We start from the raw sequence: 20,661 nt of genomic DNA on the forward strand, positions 1-20,661 counted from the left end.
CTATTTCATAAATATCCGAGACTCTGATTGCCCCTTCGATCTGCCGTTTGCCCTGCTCCCAGCTACAACCCTCAAGATAGCACCAGTACCGGGCCATACCCTCAAAAGACTTTACGGCCTCCGGTGTCGCCTTTTTATACTGAATCTTTCCCTCTACCGGCGGGACCGTCAGCTTGGCTTCCATGGCGTTGAAGGCCTCAAGAAACTTGATTTTCCACTCCATAGCCTTCTTGCCAGTAAATCCCATGGCGAGAAGAGAGAAACCGTCACGGGTCATGTTAAACGAGGGCTGCTCTTTGTTCTGTTTATTCAAATATGAGGACGGCTCAAAATTGAGCTGTCGATAGTCATCAGGAATTTCTAGTTCATTTATGTCGCGAAGCACGTTCTTGTGCTGCTTTTCAAACAGTTCAGCCACAACTAAAGACGAAGCCATTGGCTGATTGTTTTCCATTACCAATTCTACAACAACTTGCACTTCATTGTTTTTACAAGCCTTTTTATTCATCTCATATACTCCACTTAGTTTGCAGTTAATGTCAGTCCAAAATTGAGCCGTCCTCAATTCCGTCAGCAACATACGTTGAGCCGAAGGCGAATAAGCCAACCTCAGCCGCATGGCTGTGCAGGACGTAAGGTCGACCACTTTGAAAAAGTGGGCCTACCTTACCTGTCCTGCCTTCGGACTCCGGGAGATTATATGTGATTTTCCGTTATTTCGGAACACCATTTGAAAAATATCCTATAATAACAGGTAGTAACGAATAGTAACCGATAATAACCAAAAGTAACCTATGATAACCTAAAAACCAGTTCGCAAACGTCACCACGACTGAGAAGAAAGACAAGCAGCCGTTGATTATTTCAGTATTAAGACTTAAACTAGCAGAATGAACTCTAAGTATATTTCACCATTCCCAACTCTAAATTTTCCAATCTACTCTGGCCCCAGAAAAACGGACAACTTAATATATGAAGCATGGCATGAATATATGTGTCTCTGGCTGGACTCTTCAAGAGAAAGCGAATTTCTGGCAAAACCGCATATCAATATTTACAGTGGGGCTGAAGGGCTCCCAGCTCAGGCACTAGCAACGCTGCATAGTGAGTCGCCGATAGCTCGAATTGATGGAACAGAAAGAGAGTCCTCTGGGACAGAGCATTGGGAAGATTACGATGATGTTGTTGTGCTAGCAGAACACTCATATACACTCTATGCGACTTCTGCCGTGGACAACCAAACCCCAATAGGTTTTATACAACTCAACCTAAGTATTCGGTATTACCCCTTGGAAAAGGATATTTCTGTCAATTGCTACATTGAAAGGATCTACGCTGCTAGAGACAAAAGGCGGCAACACGTTGGGGCCGCTCTGATTTTTGCTACTGCGGAAATTGTTCAAAAGCACTCTGGAGAAGTTCTATCCCAATGCAAACTAATGCCCGAGTCTTGCCCACTTGTGGAAGAATTAGAAATATATTTATACGCCGAGCTCCATTCTGAAGAAGGAGAAAATATGGTCAATTTACTAAAAAGTGAACTTGAAGTTTTTATAGATGATTACAAAATGGAGCATGAGGACGAGCAAATCAAAATTAAAGGAGTTGATTTGGAGGCGGGATATTAAAGCATAGGACAGCTAACTCGAAGGAATGTAAAAAAGCTTACTCCTAATTAAATGAAAAACGTTATTCACATTGACAGAACAATTCCGATAATTGCTTTCCAATTTGCCTATATGCGAACGGAAAAAGACAAGCCATTTAAAGATGATTACCCACAGCACCCAGATCTGACGCCTTGACCTTACTCCCATTGAAATGATCAACCGTAAGCATTTGTTACGTGCTGATGAGGCTGCTTATTGCCTGAGTGTCAGCATCAGACAAGTGTACAAGCTGGCTGAAGCCGGAAAGCTTAGCAGACATGAGGAATCGCCTTTCGGGTTACGGCTCAGAGTGTTAAGGAGCAGATGGAACGGGTTGAGATGAGTTAATTTTAAATTGTGCTTTTTTAGGGCTTTATTCACTCCTAAGATTTGTAGTATGAGACTTTTATCTTGAAGATAAGTTCAAATTTAGGAGTTGGGTATGGCTTGTTGTGTTGGGGTTAAACATGGGTATTGGTGTTCAGATAGAGATGCCTCCTATATTGATGGCGAGGGTAACGAATATTGTATTTTTCATGCACCCGCTGAGCATAAGTATTACGAAAAATATGTTGAAGGAGAAGAGCAGCAACTAGAGCGTATGCCCGACACAGAGTTTAATAATTTAGTCATTTCAAGAATCAATTCATGCATACAAGATGGTAAAGATGAATGGGAAGGCCGATCCACGTGGTGGGGAAAAAATCCTAGATGTAATCTATCTGGGACAATTTTCCCAACAGATATAAGCTTTGAATCAATTAAAAAATTTCCAGCCATAAAATTTGATCATTGTACATTCAAAGGGATAGTTGATTTTTCAGGTTGCGAGTTTGAGACTGAGACATCTTTTTTCTGTACTTTATTTGAGCTATACGTTGTATTTGCAGATAATATATTTGCAGGGAATGTTTCATTCGATGGTTCGATTTTCGACGACCGCGATTACCATCCTGAAGAAACCATAAACTGCTATAGTCTACCTATAGATTTTGAAGAATTAAATATGACTTGTGGTTGTTCATTTTACAGATGTACATTTCGAAACAACGTTTCATATAGAAACTGTAAATTTAAAAAGAAAATTAAGTTTGAAAAATGTAATTTCGAAAAAGGATGCACATTCCTTGATTACAACAGAACTACCTTTGATGATGAATTTTGTTTTATAGATAGTACAGTTAATGAAAGATTTGACCTTGGAAGGTGTGTTTTTAATAGCGCAATAGAGATTTCGAATTGCGATTTTTATGGAATTTCATCTTTTAAAAAAACTATATTTATTGAAGCAAGATTTTTAGGGTCGCAGTTTTATAAAAATGCTGCTTTTGCAAAAGCAACCATATCTAAGCACTTAACAATTGTAGATTGTAAGTTTGAAAAAGAAATTATGTTTGCAAACGCAAATATAAATTTTTTGAAAATTATATACAGCAATTTTAATTGTCCATCATATTTTTCCGGAATGTTTGGAACATGTCGTTTATATATTGGCCATTCTCATTTTGAAGATACAGTTAGATTCAATGGCCATACCTACAATGGATTTCAAATAACAGGTTGCTCCTTCAAAAAACTCGCAGATTTTTCGAGCACCACACACAACAAGATACCAGACCAGCTTTTCAAACATTATTGTTGTTCAATAAAAAACTGCACTTTTGATTCTTGGGCATATTTTAAAGACTGCTATTTCAACGGCATTGCCTCATTTGAAAACACAATATGTGGACAACACATCATTTTTGAACGAGCAGAATTATTCAATGTTTCAATGAAGAAAATGCATATTGAATCCTTCCAGTTTGTTGATTGCTTTTGGCATAAAAACAAAAAACAATATGGCCCCTTATATAATGAAAACCCTAAAAACGAAGTAGATAAACTCGATGACACAGCCTTAGAATCAACCTACAGACGGCTAAAAAAGATTGCTAAAGATGGTTCAGATGAAGTCCAAACTTCCTACTGGCACTTCAAAGAAAAGGAATGGCAAAGAAAAAGAGCAAAACCCAAGGGTTTTTATTATTTATTTTTTATTACCGCTTTGATTATCAATGCCTTCATCGCAGTGATGGCTCCACAAGAACCAACATATGTATACACAGCGATAACTGCAGTACTCCTTATTGTGGGGTTATTTATATATAAAAAAGATGTAAAAATTTTGAGTATAGAAAATGAGTTTGAAAAATTTTACCTACAAACATACTACTATATCAGTGGCTATGGTGAAAAACCTCTTCGGGCTTTTGGGGTCCTCGGATTACTAATCATTTTCCCCTTTTTATTAGATGGAGCTGCTTATATTGCAAATAAGCCAGAGATATTTAATGCTACAGGGTGCTTTCCACTGCTAGACCCAGTCGGAAAAAGTAAGCCATGGGAAGCCGCGTATAAGCTTATCATAACCCTCCAAGCAGCTCTCTTCGCCTTCGCCCTACGCAACAAACTACGTCGATAAAATCAAACACAATGCACATCTACTGACATACACCCAACTATCACCACCCAAATATCAGGAGCTAACACATGGCCTGCTGTACCGGAGAAGAACATAGCAATTGGTGCAAATATTATGATATTGTTTATGTCGATGCAGAAGGTAAGGAATATTGTATCTTTCATGCTCCAGCTGAGCATAAGTATTCCAAACCTTATGTTGAGGGGGAAGGAGAACGTCCTGGGTTGATGGCAGGAGATGCTTTTAATGAGTTGGTTTTTGCACATATTCTAAAATGTTTTGAACCTAACGACTATTTAGATATCCATATATGCAGCATAGCTGGAACTATTTTCCATGAATATATTTCATTCTCAACATTTAATGGCAAAGAAAACCCTAAAATGCCTAATATCCTTTTTAGTAATTGTAGATTTCCTGAGGGGGTCAGTTTTTCCGGCACAAAATTTAAAGAGCTTGCACATTTTACTGGATGTGTTTTTTCAAACAAAACAGATTTCGAGAAGTCTCAGTTTCATAGTGATGTTCTATTTAACGCTTGCTATTTCAAAAACAACTCTAATTTTAAAGGAGTACAGTTTCGTAACACAGTTACCTTTGTAGACAGCCAATTCCAAGACAAAACTAATTTTCAACTGACACAATTCAGAGGAAAGGCATACTTTCAAAGTACTCATTTTTGGAACACTACAGATTTTAGGGGTTGCCAGTTCCGTAGTAGAGCCTCTTTTCGAGGAAGCATTTTTCTAAGCGCAGCTACTTTTGTAGGTAGTCAATTTAGAAAAGATGTTGATTTTGCATTATGCCATTTTTCGACAGTATTATTCAATAATGCCAAGTCCAAGGGAATTTGTAATTTTCACTGCTCTACATTTGATGGAGTCTCATTTTTTGAAATGACTTTTGAAGATGCTGTTTTTTTTAATAATGTTGAATTTTATGAAAACGCTATATTCTCTAGAACCATTTTCAAACAAATTTCAAATTTTATTAAAACTAAATTTCATAAAAAAGCAGATTTTAAACAAACATTTTTTCAAGAATGGTCATATTTTAGAAAAGTTACTTTCAATAGCAAAACATCCTTTTCCGCTGCAATTACAAAAGAAAAAATTTTAATCGATTCAACGAACCTTTCCAACTTTCATTTCACAGAAGTTAATATTGAACTATTCAAATTCATTGATTGTAAATGGGGAGATGAAAAATTTGCCCCTGTTTATGATGAAACTCACCAAAAAGAACTTGAAACAACAGATGAGCAACTCGAAGAAATATATCGCCGTTTAAAAAAAGTTTCCCGAGACAGTTCCGATGAGATGCAAACTTCACACTGGCACTATAAAGAAAAAGAATTTCAAAGAAAAATAGTTAACGATAAAATTCCTTTTTCAACTCACTGGATTAGCTATATTATGGTCCCCGCATTGACTCTATTATCTTTTTGGGCACTAACTAAGTATAAACTGAGTATGCACGCGGCCTTTTTAATATACTTGACAGTACTCTCACCCTTTGTGTTTTTCTGCTATAACTCTCTCACTAATTCAGGAAAATGCTTTTCAAAACATTACTTGAATATATATAATTTAAGTAGCGGTTATGGGGAAAAGCCTGAAAAAGCCCTAGGAGTTCTTGCTCTAATTTTGGTTATCAATGCGATGATTGTAGCTACGCCTATTTTACCCTCCTTATCTCCCGTTAAACAGTCTATGCCTCCTGTTGACTTCATTAGTTCATGCCTATGGTACTTACCATTATCAAAAATTGAAGCTTACCCCACAAGCGGGTGGAACTCATTTTGGAGATTAATAATGAACCTAACCATAACCATCCAAGCCGCACTCTTCGCCTTCGCCCTACGCAATAAATTACGAAGATAAACACAATCACAATTCCTCGCAGCCCTCACACGCCGTCCCCGACATAGGACGCCCCATCAAATAAACTGACCTCCGTAACGCATGAATGCATACGGAGGTTTTTGTGAACTTAAAGAATGCATTTTAAAGACAATCACAAATAAATAACGCAAGATAAATTTAATGAGAAACAACAAGTAGACTGGCTTTACCTGGGCTACTTCAATTTACCAAAGACAAGAGCACTACACAGCTCAACACACATACACTCACCCTAAATCCCCCGATACTCCTCAGTCAGTACTCCAAGGATAAGCCGGGCTAGGCCTTTCTGGATATGCTCATCACTTAAGAACTGCATGGCCATATCTCTATGGGTTTCCATGCTGTCGATGACGGCCTCTTCTACTGCTACGGGAAAATCCCCTTTCATGGCCCATTCCGGTGTGTTGTTATCAAGCTGTGCCATTACCCGATCATTTTCCCGCAGTTTGTCCACAATAGTCCGTAAATAACTAAGCCCGTCACTATCTGTGAAATCTCCGCCGAAAAGTTCATTCATTCTGGCAATAATTTCTTCAAGACTCTCGGTTTTAGGGGCACGGGGTACGCGTGAACCAACGGCAGAAGTCGGTCTAATTTTGATACTTTCACCGGGCTGCAATTTTATTGTTTCTTCTCTTTGCTTGGACAGTCTGTAATGAGTCATGATCACATCAGAAAGATCAACATCTTCATCTAAATGCTGCTCTCTCAATAATGGTTGCAGGTGTCTTGCATAGATATTGAAAGATTCCAATTCACGATCCGCATAATCCAGGATCTGACTTGAAAATTCATAAAATCTGATAAAACTGAGTAAATCCTTTTTAAAAACATCCAGAACATCTTTTGCGATATGCGCTTGTTTAAGGCTGTGTTCCGCGTTTTTAATCATCACGGTGTGACCAGTTGCCTTGGCCTCACGCAACTCTTTATCTGCCCTGCGCAGAACCTCCATGGACTCACGGTAACGCATACGGTATCTTTCTAAAGCCGGACGGCAATGGGACATCAGAACATCTTGTCCTACCTTTTCATCAAAAAAAGCCCTGACAAAACCGTCCACCTCAGACTCCAGATAAATCATTTGGGAGTCTAGCTTTTCCTTAAGATCGCTAGCGAGATTTGGATCAGAAACATCAGCTAGCGCGGCAGTCTGATAAAAAGGCTTAAAAGCCAACAAGATCTCTTCCGGTTTGTTTACGAAATCGAGAACAAAGGTCTGATCTTTACCCGGAAAAATTCTATTCAATCTAGAAAGAGTCTGTACAGCATCAACACCTGACAACTTTTTATCCACATACATCGCGCAAAGTTTCGGCTGATCAAACCCAGTCTGAAATTTATTGGCTACTATCATGACCTGATATTCGGAAGTATCGAAGGCTTTGCGCATATCGCGCCCTCTGAGATCAGGATTCATATTTTTTTCATTAAACGAATCAACACCATTCTCTTCGTCTACAACCTCACCCGAAAAGGCAACCATTGCCTGAATACCTTCGCAATCCTCTCGGTTGGCAGCAATATACTTATCAAAAGCAAGTTTATAGCGCACAGCAGCTTTGCGGGAATCAGTAACCACCATGGCTTTGGCTTGACCATTAAGCATAGAAGCTACCCGTGATCTAAAATGCTCTATAATGACTTCCACTTTCTGACTGATATTGTACGGATGCAACCTTACCCATCTGGCAATTGTACTGGCTCCCTTTCGGGCATCCACTTCTTCAGCAATAGCTCCATCCTTAAGACCCAAACGACACGCCATGTCGTAGGTTGTATAGTTTTTAAGCACATCTAGAATAAAACCTTCTTCAATGGCTTGGCGCATACTATAAACATGAAATGGCTGCGGTATGTTTTCCTTAGAAGGCGGTAAGTCTGGATCAGGAGTACGACCAAAGGTTTCAAGAGTCTTAGATTTCGGAGTAGCAGTGAAAGCAAAATAACTTATATTTTCAGAAGCCTTACGCGACTCCACTGCCGCATCAAGCAAATCTTCAGTTGATAATTCATCACCTTCTTCTCGCTGTTTTACCCCAAGCACTTCCCGCAATTTACGGGCAGTACTTCCGGTCTGCGAGGAATGCGCTTCATCGGCAATAATTGCGTAATTATTTCCTTTTAAGGAAGTTCTCTCTCTTAGAAGTTCCAGCACGTAGGGAAATGTCTGAATGGTCACAATAATAATGCGGGTAGCACTCTCAAGGGCATTTGCAAGCTGTTCTGATTTTGATCCGTCGCCCAGCTCTCGGCTGATACGGCTGACTAGTCCGCTGGCGTGTTCAAACTGATAGATTGTATCCTGCAACTGAGCGTCAAGCACGGTCCGATCTGTAACCACAATAACGGAATCAAAGACCTTGCCACCTTCCCCGTCGTACAGAGAAGCTAGCTGATGGGCTGTCCAGGCTATTGAGTTGGATTTTCCTGAACCGGCACTATGCTGCACCAAATACTTATTACCCGCCCCTTCATAACTGGCTGCTTTGATCAGTCTGTTAACAACATCCCATTGATGGTAGCGGGGAAAAATCAAAGTTTCTTTTATGTACTTCCGTCCTTCCCAATCTTCTTTTTCCTCCTGCTGCAAATGCAGGAATCTACCGAGTATATGCAGCCAGTTATCCGGCAACATCACCCGTTCCCAAAGATAAGAAGTATCATAACCATCAGGATTCAAAGGATTGCCTTTGCCGCCGTCAGTGCTGCCCATATTAAAGGGCAGAAAAAAAGAATCCTTTCCGGCGAGTCGAGTGCACATCCAGGCTTCTTCCTGACTGACCGCAAAATGCACCAAGACCCTTTTACCGAAGGAAAGTAAAGGTTCAGCGCGTCTGGTGGCCGGGTCCACAGGAGGACGATCATGTTTATACTGGCGTATGGCAGCAGCAACAGGCTGCTTGAATTCAGACTTAAGCTCCAAAGTTGCCACCGGAATACCGTTCACAAACAGCACCAGATCCAAACGTCCGCCATATCCATGCGGCGAATAAGTAACCTCCGGCACAACACGTAAACGGTTACAGCCATATTGGCGCAAAGTTTCAGCATTCAAGCCGTGATCGGGTTTAAAACGGCATAGCCGGATACGCGCACCCCGGTCTTTATAGCCATGCCGCAAGACATCGAGTGACCCTTTTTTATCCAGCCGACGTGCCACACTACGAATTAAAGCCGCCTCAGTATCTTTAGGAAACATCTTACAGAACTTATCCCACTGATCCGGATGCGCTTCACGCATAAACCCGACAACGTCTTCATTATACAAAGCATGTTCACGATCATAATTTTCAGCCTTACCAACAATCCATCCATTAGCGGCAAGAGAATCAATAATATCCTGCTGGAACTGTTTTTCGCGTGCGTCTGCCATGTCAAAATCCTTTTTAGCTATTCTGGTAACTCATCTCGATAAGTGGCTTGGCCTTCGCAAGGTCATCAACGTTCCTCAAACGAACTTCAAGATTACCCGTTCCCAAATGCCCGACGTTAGTAACATCGCGGCTGAATCCTTCTTCGAGTTCAACTTCGTATGGATCGACGTTCATGGTCAAAACCAAGCAAGGATCGCCTTTCCCGGCATTTACCTGAACGCACAGAAAATTCTTTAATTTCTTGAAAGCGACATACCACTTCAGCTCTTTCTCCTGCACTTCATCGCCAAAATTCAAAATGAATTCCCGCAAAGATTCATAAAGCTCAGTCAGTTGCTTATTGGCTTGTTGCATATTGTGCTTATGCCCTTCAGACCTATCACCATTGGTCACAACAACGGGACGAGACGCCTTACTTTCCTCAGTACGGTTCACAAGTTCCAGCATCAAGTAATCTTCGCTAAACAGACGATAACGCAACAACTCAATATTGCGGTTAATCTGCTGGACGGCATATTCATCATACTTGGTAAAATCTCCGGCTATACACAACAGACGAGGCGCGGACCAATCAATCTTCCCAGCAACCTCCCGCCCAAGACGCTCCATGACCAGCAATTGGAAATCCGCTTGATGCTCCATAAGCCAGTCTAAATAAAACAGCCCCTGATTGATGACGTTCTCATTCAGATGTCTTTTATATTCGATGATCACAGGGCAATTGTTTTCATCAAGCCCCAGTGAATCAATACGCCCGCCATGGCTCTTGCTGGTGCTGAATTCTGTAGCGAGGAAGCGTACACCGAGAAAAGTCTCCATATTACTCTCAATGAGCTGCTGGAGCCACTTTTCCACCGGAGCGGCTTTGGGAGGCAGCTCAGTTACCTGCTGGGTGTTGTATTGAAATAGTCTGATGTCGGACATGTGCTTTATCCGTTTTGTTTTTTATACATTAAATCATACAATTTATTGGCAATAGATCTGATTTCATCAAGGGAAAAGTTTTGCTCCCAAGTGGTAATCCCCTGTCTATTTTTATTTTCAAATCTAATGCCTTCTATTTTGTCATTGCCTAACAACTGAATATTACAATGTGCAATTGCATTTCTGAATAATCTAATAAAATCATTTAAGTCTTCGCAGTCATCAAAGAGCGGCCAGTTTTTAAGTTCATCTAGAGGTTTATTGGGTATGATAGAATCTGTATGTTCTTTGGGGAAAATTATTAACCCAAGCAATGAATTAATTAGCTGCGTTGCTTCATAAACGGAGTCACCGTTTTGTTTTGCTTTTTCTATGTATTCTAAATTTGCGAAAGTCCTTTCAGAAAAAACTCTTACAAGTTCATCGCTCCCAATCATAACCATGCTAGACCTCCTTTTAATTCTCCGCCTTCCAATCCCGCACATCAATCTTCCCGGTCACAGCTGCTGAGATTAGGGCTGTGCGGCGTTCTTTGAGGAGGGTGATAGCTTTGTTAGCCTTTCCCTCTAGAGAATCGAGTTTGGACAATTTCAAATCAATATTTTCAAGAAGACTCTGCGCTTCATCTACTGGGGGTAATGGAAAGGGCATTTCGCGAATTGTGCTTTGTCCAATGTTCTGCATTGAACTACTTGCCCCAGTTGCTTCAATTTCTATACGTCCACGTGTCATATCTGTTCCCAGAAAGAAGGCTATAAGACGGGGACTAGCCTGACTATTTAATTTTATTCTGTACAGCTTGTCACAAAGAATAAGCTGTGGGTAGACATCCATCACAACAGCCGCACTCCCAACCAATTCTTTGGTATTCGCTCTAGAAATTAAAAGGTCATATTTTTCAAGTAAATACTCCTCACGCGGAGAAAGACTTGATGGTAATTTTTTATTTTCACTTGGGCTGAAAAGCCCTCCGTTTACGGCCCCTACTTTTAAAACTCCCCACTCACCAGCTTCTGCTGGAGTTGTTTCACATTGAGGACTCCAGCCTTGTTCCATTTTAGTGATCACATGCTTGAGTCGTTTAACTTCCCAATGCGCAGGAATCTCCCCCAGCCATTCAACCCCGCTATCCTTCATCTCGACATCAGAATCAAGCCCCTTGGTCACGGCATGAGATATTACCGCCTGCCGCTTTACCTTAAGCAGTTCTATGAGCTTTTCTTGTTTTTCGATTAGAAGGTCGATTTTGGCTGTTTCGTGATTGAGAAACGTAGCTATTTTGTCTTGTTCTATTAGTTGTGGAATTACAAAAGGAAGATTTTCAAATGTATCTTGGTACAAATGATTTATGGTGCTGCCAGTCTGGAAATAGTCGACAAAGTCTGTAAAAATATTTGACTTTAAAATCCAAAACAGAAATTTAATTGTCACATTTTGTCCGTCGGGCCGGATAACGAACACTCCACTATTCAAACAAGCCTTACCTTCAAGCCCGTTAACAATAGCAACCTTACCAATTGTGCCGTCCTTGGTAATCAATAAATCCCCATTTACGAGCTGAATATTGCAATCCTGCTCATATCTAAATTCAGAACAATGACGACATTTTTTCCAATTAATGTCACCATCAAGAAAATCTGTACCAGTAACCAGAAATGGACCTTGATCAGTAAACTCATTTGAATTTAATCCATGCCAGCCAACTCTTGCTTTCAAAAAAAAGTCGTATTTAATGCGTGAATTAATCCAACACTCTGGCACATCCCCCAACCACTCAACTCCAGAATCCTTGTAAGCCGGATACGGCTTATACTTACCCATTAGGAATGAACCTCCCTCAGAAGGTCCATGATCTCGGCACTTACTGCGTCAAGCTCAGCATCAATCTCTTCCAAAGGACGGGGCGGAACGTACTTGTAAAAATGGCGATTGAAAGGAATCTCATAGCCGACAATTCCGGGCTTCTTATCCTTTTCGTCAATCTTCTTCTCATCAATCCATGCATCAGGCACATGCGGCAACACCTCACGAGCGAAGTAATCTTCTACGGATTCAGAAAGAGGGACGTTCTCATAATCGCGAAGAGACGGATCTGGCTCAATCTTACCCTTGGTTTTGCAAACCTCGGCTTCTGGGTCATGTTTGGAAATATGTTTCTGGAGCAATTTAAACTGCGGAGGTGAAAGCTTCAGTCCAGCATCCTTGAGGGCTTTCTTAAACACATCGCGGGAAAGGTATTTCTCATCCAGATCGGCAAGAACATCCAGAGTGGACTCCTGCAACTCATCAGGCCACTTAGCCCATGGCTTGTCTTCAGTAAGCGCGGTAATCCGTGCTTCCTCATGGGGGTAAAAAGCAAGCTGTAAAGGACGCTCTACGGTAATACGGCGGTAGCCAAAGGCGGTGGAATCAAAAATTTTGCAGGTCTCACCAGCTTCAAAATGACCGAACAAACGGACTAATTCATCAATCTGATCATCATCAATCAACCTGCGCTTAGAACCAAGCGACCTACGCATAGGTACAAACATATCAGTAGCGTTAATAAGCTGCACCTTGCCCTTACGCTCTTCACTCTTCCGGTTGCAAAGAATCCAGATATAAGTGGCTATGCCCGTATTATAAAACATGTCTGTGGGTAGAGCGATGATGCCTTCGAGCAAATCACTTTCAAGAATGTGACGGCGAATCTCACTTTCACCGGAACCTGCACCGCCAGTAAACAGAGGTGATCCGTTCAGAATAATACCGATACGGGAACCGCCTTCTTCTGCGGGACGCATTTTGCTGACAAGATGCAGAAGAAACAGCAAAGAACCATCAGAAACACGGGGTAAGCCGGGTTCAAATCGTCCCTTGTCCTTTTCTTTATGTTCATCATTGATGACTTTCTGAACCTTTTTCCAATCCACGCCAAAAGGAGGGTTGGAAAGCATGTAATCAAATTTCTCATATGGCAACTGATCATCTGACAGAGTGTTACCTAGTTTAATCTGAGTAATGTCCTGAGCCTTGATAAGCATATCACCCTTACAAATGGCGTAAGACTCTGGGTTAAGCTCCTGACCGTACACGCGAATAAATGCGTTCTTGTTCATCTCTGACATAAGAGCAGTACCCTCGGAAAGAAAGCCTCCGGTTCCCGCAGTCGGATCATAAAGAGTGCGTACAGCTCCATCTTGAGTCAAACTTTCATCGTCATCCATGAAAACAAGATTTGTTGCCAGATGTACTATATCACGTGGTGTAAAATGCTCCCCGGCAGTTTCATTAGATGATTCAGCAAATTTCCGGATCAGTTCTTCAAATGCCAGCCCCATTTCAAAGTTGCTAATTTTTTGGGGGGAAAGGTCCATTTTAATGAATTCTTTCACCACCAGAAACAATAAGTTTGCCTGATCCAATTGCTCAAGAAAATCTGAAAAATGAAAATGCTCAAAAATTTCTCTGGCTTCGGAACTAAAGGACTGCACATAAGCTTCAAGGTTATCGAGAATCTGAGTTTCACCAAGCTTGCTGAGATTCATGGGAGAAGTATTATAAAATTGATGCTTAGATGCACGCTTAAGCATCTTCGGAAGAGCGTCTTGATCCTCTTTATATCGCTCGGCGGTTTTTAAAACATCCGCCTTTGTCGGCTCCAGAACACATTCAAGACGACGCAACAGAGTAAATGGCAAAATGATACGCCCATATTGAGATCTCTTAAAATCACCACGCAACAAATCCGCGACAGCCCAGATAAGATTCGCAGTAGCTGTGAAATTGACCATTGATAATCCTTATATAATTTAACTTAAAAAGCAGAGCTTTTTTATTTATGCTAATAATAGTATTGGTAATTCGGTACTAGAACTGCTTGTAATGGGAGAACTTGAAAAAAACAATTTTTTTGTTTCAAAACCGGGAGAGGACCGGGAGAGGATATGGAAAGGTATTTTTTAGAAAAAGTAAAAGGGTGCTAGACTAAACGTCTAACACCCTGTATTTACTGTGGTAGGCCACCAAGGACTTGAACCTTGAACCAACGGATTAAGAGTCCGCTGCTCTACCAATTGAGCCAGTGACCCGTGTCGTGAGAAAAGGGTTTAGATATATTCACTGCGGATGTCAATCGGTTTTTCATTTTTTTATTTAAAAAAGGCAACTAAATGCGTTTTAAGCTAATTTGTTTAATTTTATTGAGTTTCATTTCGACCTTTGCGCTTATCTGCCCACAAACGGCTGTTAGTGCCCAGAATCAGAATCCTAATATTGATACCAAATGGAAACTATACAGCCTCACTAAGGATGATCAAAAACAAACCGGACTGAAAACCAATATTCTGGCCGGACTGATGCTCGAGCCTAAAAACGGCTGGTACACATACTCCCATAATCCGGGCAAACTGGGCCAGCCAACAACTCTTAAAGTTACCCTGACCCCGGACAACACCATCCTTCCGCCCATCTACCTTCCGGGTAAGCTCAAGGATGATCCCTTTAACAAAGGGAAAAAAGTTGCCACCTACTCAGGGCCGACCCCGATTCTGGTTCCGGTGCCGCCCTCTTTAAAGTCATTCACCCTCAAGGCCAAGCTGTCCCTGCTCATGTGCTCCAAAACAGCCTGCCAGCCCTTTAAGACAGACTTAAACTTCTTCGGCATGGCTGTTTCCCCGGACAAACTACCGCAAGCGAGCCTGCAACCATGGTGGCCGGAATTCGTGAAGGTACGTAAGGGTGCCAAGACCATCAAAATTTCCCTAAAAGATATCGCTTCCAAGGTTGAAGGGAAGAATACGGCGAAGGCTGCTAAATCCCAGCCGCAAAAAACCGCCCCGCCCGTTCAGACTGTAGAAGAAAGCGGAGCAGAATCCGCATTCTCATTTGATTCCCTCAAGCCCCGCTCTTTTACTCCGGGCCTTGAAGTAACCAACCTGACTACCGCGATTTTATTTGGATTGCTGGCAGGATTTTTGCTCAACTTCATGCCCTGCGTGCTTCCGGTTATCAGCCTCAAGCTCTCCACTCTGCTTGCCGGGGCTGCACACGAAAGTGCGGAAGAACAGAAACGCGGATTCCGGGAACACAACATTTTCTTTGCGCTGGGCATCCTGCTCTACTTCGGTGTCTTAAGCGGAATCCTAGGCATGACCGGAATGGCTTGGGGGCAAATTTTCCAGAAGCCCCCGGTAGTAATCGGGCTGACCGGGGTTGTATTTGCGCTTAGCCTTAGTTTGTTTGGGCTATTCAACCTGCCCATAGTGGACCTAAAGCTCGGTTCTGAAAACAGCGGACCGCGCAGGCAGGCCCTTTTTACCGGAATTCTGGCTACCCTGCTGGCAACCCCTTGCAGCGGACCTTTTCTTGGCGGAGTACTCGGCTGGGCCATGGTTCAACAGCATTATGTGATCAGTTCAGTATTCTTAAGCGTAGGTGCAGGCATGGCTTTGCCTTATATATTGATGGCCTTCTTCCCGGCACTGGCGACACGTTTTCCCAAACCCGGAGCATGGACTATCTGGATCGAGCGGGCCGCAGGATTTTTCCTTGCCGGAACCTGCATCTACCTGTTCAGCATCCTGCCCGAAGATATGTATATCCCGACTATGATCTTTATGTGGTTCACCGCTGTAGGCGCGTGGATGTGGGGACTTTCGTCCGGCACAGATAAAAAATCATCCATGTACCTGCTGCGAATTGCTGCACTGGCAATCTGCATAACCGCCGGATTCTGGGCCGCGACTCCGCAGGAGCGCACCGCGCACTGGATCAGCTTTGAGCAGAAGGACTTTACCGAACGGATCGGACAGGAAGCCATGCTGGTGGAATTCACCGCCGACTGGTGCCCTTCCTGCAAAGTACTGGAACAAACAGTGCTGACCCCGGCTAACCTGAACCGCTGGCAGGAAAAATATAATCTGACCTTCATCAAGGTGGACATAACCGCCCCGGATAAGGTCGCAGATAAATTCCTGCGCGCGCTGGGCAGCCGTTCCATCCCGCTGGCAGCTATCTTCAAGCCCGGAGAGGATTCTTCGTCGCCCACAGTAATTCGCGATCTCTACACTACCGGGCAGATGGATGAAGCATTAGCGCAAACACTGAAATAAGGAAATCACATGCATAACAATTCATCATCACACGGTTTTTTCAGTTGGAACGAACTGCTTACAACCGACCTCGAAGCGGCCAAAAAATTCTATGGCGATCTTCTGGGCTGGACTTTCAAGGAATCGCAAACAATATACGGTGACACCTACCTGACAGCCTTCAAAGACGGGCGCTTGGCAGCAGGAATGATGCTCAAGCCCAAGGATACTCCTGAGCACATCAAAGGCTGCTGGGACCCTTATATCACTGTTGATGATGTGGACGCATCAGCCGCGCAGGTTGAAGAATCGGGCGGTAAAGTGGTGCTTCCGCCAACTAAAATTGAAAATGTCGGGCGGTTCTGCGTAATTCAGGACCCGCAGGGAATTTATTTAAATCTCATCACCTATGAGAAAAAAGACTAACAAAGCCTCAAGTAAGGATTCTCAATTGAACAAGGCGACCTTATATATCTTCTCTGGTTTACCGGGATCAGGAAAAAGTACTCTGGCTCAAAGCCTAAGTTCCGAATTAAACTCTGCCTATCTCAGGATAGATACGATAGAACAGGCAATACGCGACCTCTGCAACTTCAAAGTTGAAGGTGAGGGATACCGCCTTGCTTATCGGGTTGCCTCAGATAATCTTAGAGGTGGCATGAGTGTTGTCACCGATTCCTGTAATCCCATTGAGTTAACCCGCACGGAATGGCAAAATGTTGCTATTAATGCAGGTACAAAATTTATTAATATCGAAGTCATTTGTTCTGACAAAACAGAACACAGAAAGCGGGTTGAAAACCGCCCTTCATTCATAGAGGGATTAAAACTACCCACATGGGAGCAGGTCGAACAACGCGAGTACCACACTTGGAAGTCGGATAGAATTGTGCTTGATACGGCTGGCAAAACCCAAGATGAAAGCCTTCAGGAACTGATTTGGGCGATTAAAAAATGGCATAAAAAGATTTAGGTGGATGCCGCCCTTTACGACAGCTCCGCAGTCAGTTATCACGTGGCTCAACAGCAACATTAAAACAACATATATAAGGTAAGCGCATGCTCAACTTTCAGATATTTATCCCCACCCGCATTGTTTTCGGTCCCGGTAAACTTGCAGAACTGGGAACCCTGCCCCTGCCCAAAGGTAAAAAAGCCATGGTCGTCATCGGTGAATCCGGGGCCATGATTGAGAACGGCTATCTCGATAAAGTTCAGGTCGCACTTGCCAAGCAGGATGTTTCCACTGTTGTTTTTGATAATATTTCCCCCAACCCGAAATCAGATCAGGTTGACGAAGCCGCTAAAATAGCCCGTGAAAAAGAAATCGATTTCATAGTTGCCCTAGGCGGCGGTTCCACCATTGACGCTTCCAAGGCTATCGCCCTTTTGACCACCAACGTGGGCAAATGTTGGGATTACATGCAGGCCGGGTCCGGCGGCGGAGTTGCCCCGGAAAATCCCGCAGCTCCACTCATTGCCATTCCCACCACAGCGGGCACAGGCACTGAAGCAGATCAGTGGGCAGTGATCAACAAATCCGGCGGCATTGAAAAAATCAGCCTCGGTAATGATTCCACCTTCCCTGCAATTTCCATCGTTGATCCCGAACTCATGGTAAGCGTGCCCCCGCGCATGACCGCTTACACCGGGATCGATGCATTTTTCCATGCTGTGGAGACTTTCCTTTCCACTGCGCATCAGCCCATGAGCGACATGCTGGCTCTGGAAGCAGTACACCTGAGCAGCCACTACCTGCCCATGGCAATTGCCGAAGGCAACAACATCGAAGCCCGCACAGTCATGGCTTGGGCCAGCACTGCCGCAGGTATGTGCGAAACCCTTTCCCGCTGCATTTCCCAGCATTCTCTTGAACATGCTTTGAGTGCAAAATATCCTGAACTGCCGCACGGTCTCGGTCTTGCCAAACTTTCCGTGCCCTACTTCAAACGTTTGATCCCGGAAAGCCCGGAACGTTTCGAAGATCTGGCCATGGCTATGGGTTACGATACCCAGCAGTTTGATGAGAACATGCGCGCTACTGTATTTCTTGAAGGTTTGCGTTCCCTGCTCGAACGGGCCGGATTCAACGAGGAATCGCTCAAAGATTACGGTGCAAAAGAAGAAGATGTTGCCGAGCTGGTAGATATAGCCGAGCAGACCATGGGCAAGCTTTTCGAGTTCACTCCCGCAAAGATGGAACGCGAAGATCTCGAATGCATCATGTCCGAAGCTATTGCGGGCTAGCAGCCTTCGGCGACCCTGCCGGGGGCCTTAAACCCTTTTGCATAAGGGTTTAAGAATCCCAAAACCTTTTATTAAGCTTCGCGCTGCTAAACTTAATTATTCAGGGGGAACTCACCTTGTGGGTTCCCCTTAATTTATAAGTAACTGCTGATTGACATTTGAGTGTGGTCTTTTATAAGTATAACCACAGACAATTAAAGAATTTTGGTTAGATCAAAAGTGTAGGTAGATGGGGATCGGAGGAATATACCGCACAATGGCTAAAAAGCAGAAAGCAATAGTTCAATGCCCGTTTTGTGACAGCAACCGCCTATACTTCAGGCGGGGGCTGGTTTCTGACGTGCTTATTTCCCTGCTCGTTCCGGTCAGGTCTTATACCTGTGGCTCATGCAGCCGCAGCTTCCGCCGCTATGGTAACTATTTTACCAGCAAGCAGGCCCTGATCCATATTTTCGGCGTGCTGGCAATTCTCGCCTTTATCAATCCGCAACTACTGCTCCCGGAAAGCTGGCTTCTTCAGGAAGAACAGAAAATGGTAGAGCCTGTTGAACAAACAGAGATAGAACTTATCGAAACTGAGCCGGAGAACGAACTTCCCCTGCTGTCCATGGCTATTGCCAATGCCACCAACAGTTCGGTTATGGTTGAAAACGGGACTGTTGCCATTGTAGCTGCTAACGCGACAGCCAATGCCACACTGAACAATGCAACGCAGGCCAACGCAACTTCGAAGACTATTCTGGCCTTTAACGGCACAGAAGTAGGCAACGCAACCTCTTCAGCTAAGGCTGTAGTGGAAGTCAAAAAGCCAAAAAAAGAAAAGCACGGTTTGCAGGAAGGCAAACTAAGGTCCATCTATTTCAAGGAAGTGGACAACAAAACCAGAATCAGTCTTGATCTCGGCGGTTCACCCCTTTCCTACACATCATTTTTCCTGAAAGATCCCAACCGCCTTGTGGTCGATATTCAGGGCAAGTGGGATTACTTCGGCCCCACCGTCCTCAAGCCGGAGAATCCAATCTTCTCAAGATTCAGGATCGGCATCTACGATGATAAAATCCGCATGGTCATGGATCTCAAAGGCCAGACCCCGGCCCCGGTCATCAACAAAACCGGAAGCGGACTTGATATTGATGTGAAGTAATATTTGTTAAGACTAAGACTTAATAAAATCCCCCGAAACCATTTGGTTCCGGGGGATTTTTTAATTGGTTGGCGTAGCCCGCAGTGATAGGCTAAACTAGCTTGAAAACTTCCAGACAATATTCATACAATTAATAATTTTGAATCTTTAAATGGAGATAAATATGAATCACCCTGTCATCAAAGACCTTAACTTCCGCTATGCCTGTAAAAAATATGATGCAGCCAAACGCATTCCTGCCGACAAGATGGCAATCATCAAAGAAGCCATGCGCTTGTCGCCTTCATCCGTTAACTCACAGCCATGGAAATTTATTATTATCGAAAGTAATGAAGCAAAACAGCGTTTTCACGACACATTCGCCAATAAATTTGAATTTAACCAGCATCATGCCAAAGCGGCATCACATATTATTTTATTTGCCTACAATCCCTACTTCACAGCAGAGCAATACAAAAAAGTTGTAGATGCCGAGGTCAAATCAGGCCATCTGCCTGCGGATAAATATGACGAAATGATGGAGAAAGGCATGTTCTTTGCCGGACTGAATACCGATGAAACCGGATTCAACGGCTGCTGGACCAAAGCCCAGACATACCTCGCACTAGGCAATACCATGCATACAGTTGCAAGACTGGATATCGACTCCACTCCTATGGAAGGTGTTGATTCTGAACTGATCGGCGAGATTTTCAAAGAAGAACTTGGCGGATACATATGCGAAACAGCACTGGCACTGGGATATCATCTGGAAGGCGGAGATTACAATTACGGTCAGCCTAAAGCACGACTGGCGCTGAAAGATATCATAACGGTCCTATAAACCCAAAATCCCCGTAACCATCAGGCTACGGGGATTTTTATTTATAACTTCCGTT

15 protein-coding genes and 1 tRNA gene are annotated in these 20,661 nt (G+C 43.2%); 9 read left to right on the plus strand and 7 right to left on the minus strand.

The window, feature by feature from the left end; all coding sequences use genetic code 11:
* On the minus strand, positions 1-508 hold a 508-nt coding region (locus D0S45_14375), incomplete at its 3' end, for a hypothetical protein (GenBank protein ID TIH13496.1).
* A gap of 382 nt (positions 509-890) precedes the next feature.
* Here D0S45_14375 and D0S45_14380 point away from each other — a divergent pair.
* The 3 genes from D0S45_14380 to D0S45_14390 all read left to right on the plus strand — a co-directional run bounded on the left by D0S45_14380 (position 891) and on the right by D0S45_14390 (position 5,996).
* A complete protein-coding gene (locus D0S45_14380) occupies positions 891-1,628 on the plus strand; it encodes a GNAT family N-acetyltransferase (GenBank protein TIH13497.1) in 738 nt (245 codons plus the stop codon).
* 463 nt (positions 1,629-2,091) lie between these two features.
* The gene (locus tag D0S45_14385; GenBank protein ID TIH13498.1) at positions 2,092-4,113 is read left to right on the plus strand and encodes a hypothetical protein; all 2,022 of its coding nucleotides are present in this window, start codon (positions 2,092-2,094) and stop codon (positions 4,111-4,113) included.
* A gap of 68 nt (positions 4,114-4,181) precedes the next feature.
* Positions 4,182-5,996 carry a hypothetical protein gene (locus tag D0S45_14390; GenBank protein ID TIH13499.1) on the plus strand — a complete coding sequence of 605 codons (1,815 nt, stop codon included), beginning with the start codon at positions 4,182-4,184 and terminating at the stop codon, positions 5,994-5,996.
* 253 nt (positions 5,997-6,249) lie between these two features.
* Here D0S45_14390 and D0S45_14395 read toward each other — a convergent pair whose 3' ends face one another.
* From D0S45_14395 to D0S45_14420, 6 genes are all read right to left on the minus strand, one after another.
* On the minus strand, positions 6,250-9,396 hold the full coding sequence (locus tag D0S45_14395) for a type I restriction endonuclease subunit R (GenBank protein ID TIH13500.1): 3,147 nt from the start codon (positions 9,394-9,396) through the stop codon (positions 6,250-6,252).
* 13 nt (positions 9,397-9,409) lie between these two features.
* A complete protein-coding gene (locus tag D0S45_14400; protein ID TIH13501.1) occupies positions 9,410-10,321 on the minus strand; it encodes a DUF91 domain-containing protein in 912 nt (303 codons plus the stop codon).
* 5 nt (positions 10,322-10,326) lie between these two features.
* Entirely contained in the window at positions 10,327-10,764 is a 438-nt protein-coding gene (locus tag D0S45_14405; protein TIH13502.1) for a hypothetical protein, read from the minus strand.
* Positions 10,765-10,777: 13 nt separating this feature from the next.
* Positions 10,778-12,142: a restriction endonuclease subunit S gene (locus D0S45_14410; protein TIH13503.1), complete on the minus strand. Its 1,365-nt coding sequence runs from the start codon at positions 12,140-12,142 to the stop codon at positions 10,778-10,780.
* Positions 12,142-14,094, minus strand: coding sequence for an SAM-dependent DNA methyltransferase (locus tag D0S45_14415; GenBank protein ID TIH13504.1), 1,953 nt, complete (start codon positions 14,092-14,094; stop codon positions 12,142-12,144). Before D0S45_14415 ends, D0S45_14410 begins: the two co-directional genes overlap by 1 nt.
* Positions 14,095-14,315: 221 nt before the next feature.
* A tRNA-Lys gene (locus tag D0S45_14420) sits at positions 14,316-14,391 on the minus strand.
* A gap of 81 nt (positions 14,392-14,472) precedes the next feature.
* On the opposite strand from D0S45_14420, the gene D0S45_14425 reads away from it, so the two are divergent.
* The 6 genes from D0S45_14425 to D0S45_14450 all read left to right on the plus strand — a co-directional run bounded on the left by D0S45_14425 (position 14,473) and on the right by D0S45_14450 (position 20,606).
* Positions 14,473-16,413 carry a cytochrome C biogenesis protein gene (locus D0S45_14425; GenBank protein ID TIH13505.1) on the plus strand — a complete coding sequence of 647 codons (1,941 nt, stop codon included), beginning with the start codon at positions 14,473-14,475 and terminating at the stop codon, positions 16,411-16,413.
* Between the two features lie 9 nt (positions 16,414-16,422).
* Entirely contained in the window at positions 16,423-16,818 is a 396-nt protein-coding gene (locus tag D0S45_14430) for a VOC family protein (protein TIH13506.1), read from the plus strand.
* Between the two features lie 25 nt (positions 16,819-16,843).
* Complete coding sequence (locus tag D0S45_14435; protein ID TIH13594.1) at positions 16,844-17,365, plus strand: ATP-binding protein; 522 nt, start codon at positions 16,844-16,846, stop codon at positions 17,363-17,365.
* Between the two features lie 86 nt (positions 17,366-17,451).
* Entirely contained in the window at positions 17,452-18,639 is a 1,188-nt protein-coding gene (locus tag D0S45_14440; GenBank protein TIH13507.1) for an iron-containing alcohol dehydrogenase, read from the plus strand.
* 256 nt (positions 18,640-18,895) lie between these two features.
* Entirely contained in the window at positions 18,896-19,783 is an 888-nt protein-coding gene (locus D0S45_14445) for an AMIN domain-containing protein (GenBank protein ID TIH13508.1), read from the plus strand.
* A 163-nt stretch (positions 19,784-19,946) separates the two neighbouring features.
* On the plus strand, positions 19,947-20,606 hold the full coding sequence (locus D0S45_14450; protein ID TIH13509.1) for an NAD(P)H-dependent oxidoreductase: 660 nt from the start codon (positions 19,947-19,949) through the stop codon (positions 20,604-20,606).
* The last annotated feature ends 55 nt before the right edge of the window (positions 20,607-20,661 follow it).

The organism is Marinifilum sp. JC120 (assembly GCA_004923195.1).
Taxonomy (GTDB): Bacteria; Desulfobacterota; Desulfovibrionia; order Desulfovibrionales; family Desulfovibrionaceae; genus Maridesulfovibrio.

Bases quoted from the DNA above. Each gene is read 5' to 3' on its own strand.
- D0S45_14445 (TIH13508.1), top strand. From the start codon at position 18,896: ATGGCTAAAAAGCAGAAAGCAATAGTTCAATGCCCGTTTTGTGACAGC.
- D0S45_14450 (TIH13509.1), top strand. From the start codon at position 19,947: ATGAATCACCCTGTCATCAAAGACCTTAACTTCCGCTATGCCTGTAAA.
- D0S45_14415 (TIH13504.1), bottom strand. From the start codon at position 14,094: ATGGTCAATTTCACAGCTACTGCGAATCTTATCTGGGCTGTCGCGGAT.
- D0S45_14385 (TIH13498.1), top strand. From the start codon at position 2,092: ATGGCTTGTTGTGTTGGGGTTAAACATGGGTATTGGTGTTCAGATAGA.
- D0S45_14440 (TIH13507.1), top strand. From the start codon at position 17,452: ATGCTCAACTTTCAGATATTTATCCCCACCCGCATTGTTTTCGGTCCC.
- D0S45_14425 (TIH13505.1), top strand. From the start codon at position 14,473: ATGCGTTTTAAGCTAATTTGTTTAATTTTATTGAGTTTCATTTCGACC.
- D0S45_14395 (TIH13500.1), bottom strand. From the start codon at position 9,396: ATGGCAGACGCACGCGAAAAACAGTTCCAGCAGGATATTATTGATTCT.
- D0S45_14400 (TIH13501.1), bottom strand. From the start codon at position 10,321: ATGTCCGACATCAGACTATTTCAATACAACACCCAGCAGGTAACTGAG.
- D0S45_14405 (TIH13502.1), bottom strand. From the start codon at position 10,764: ATGGTTATGATTGGGAGCGATGAACTTGTAAGAGTTTTTTCTGAAAGG.
- D0S45_14430 (TIH13506.1), top strand. From the start codon at position 16,423: ATGCATAACAATTCATCATCACACGGTTTTTTCAGTTGGAACGAACTG.
- D0S45_14390 (TIH13499.1), top strand. From the start codon at position 4,182: ATGGCCTGCTGTACCGGAGAAGAACATAGCAATTGGTGCAAATATTAT.
- D0S45_14410 (TIH13503.1), bottom strand. From the start codon at position 12,142: ATGGGTAAGTATAAGCCGTATCCGGCTTACAAGGATTCTGGAGTTGAG.
- D0S45_14380 (TIH13497.1), top strand. From the start codon at position 891: ATGAACTCTAAGTATATTTCACCATTCCCAACTCTAAATTTTCCAATC.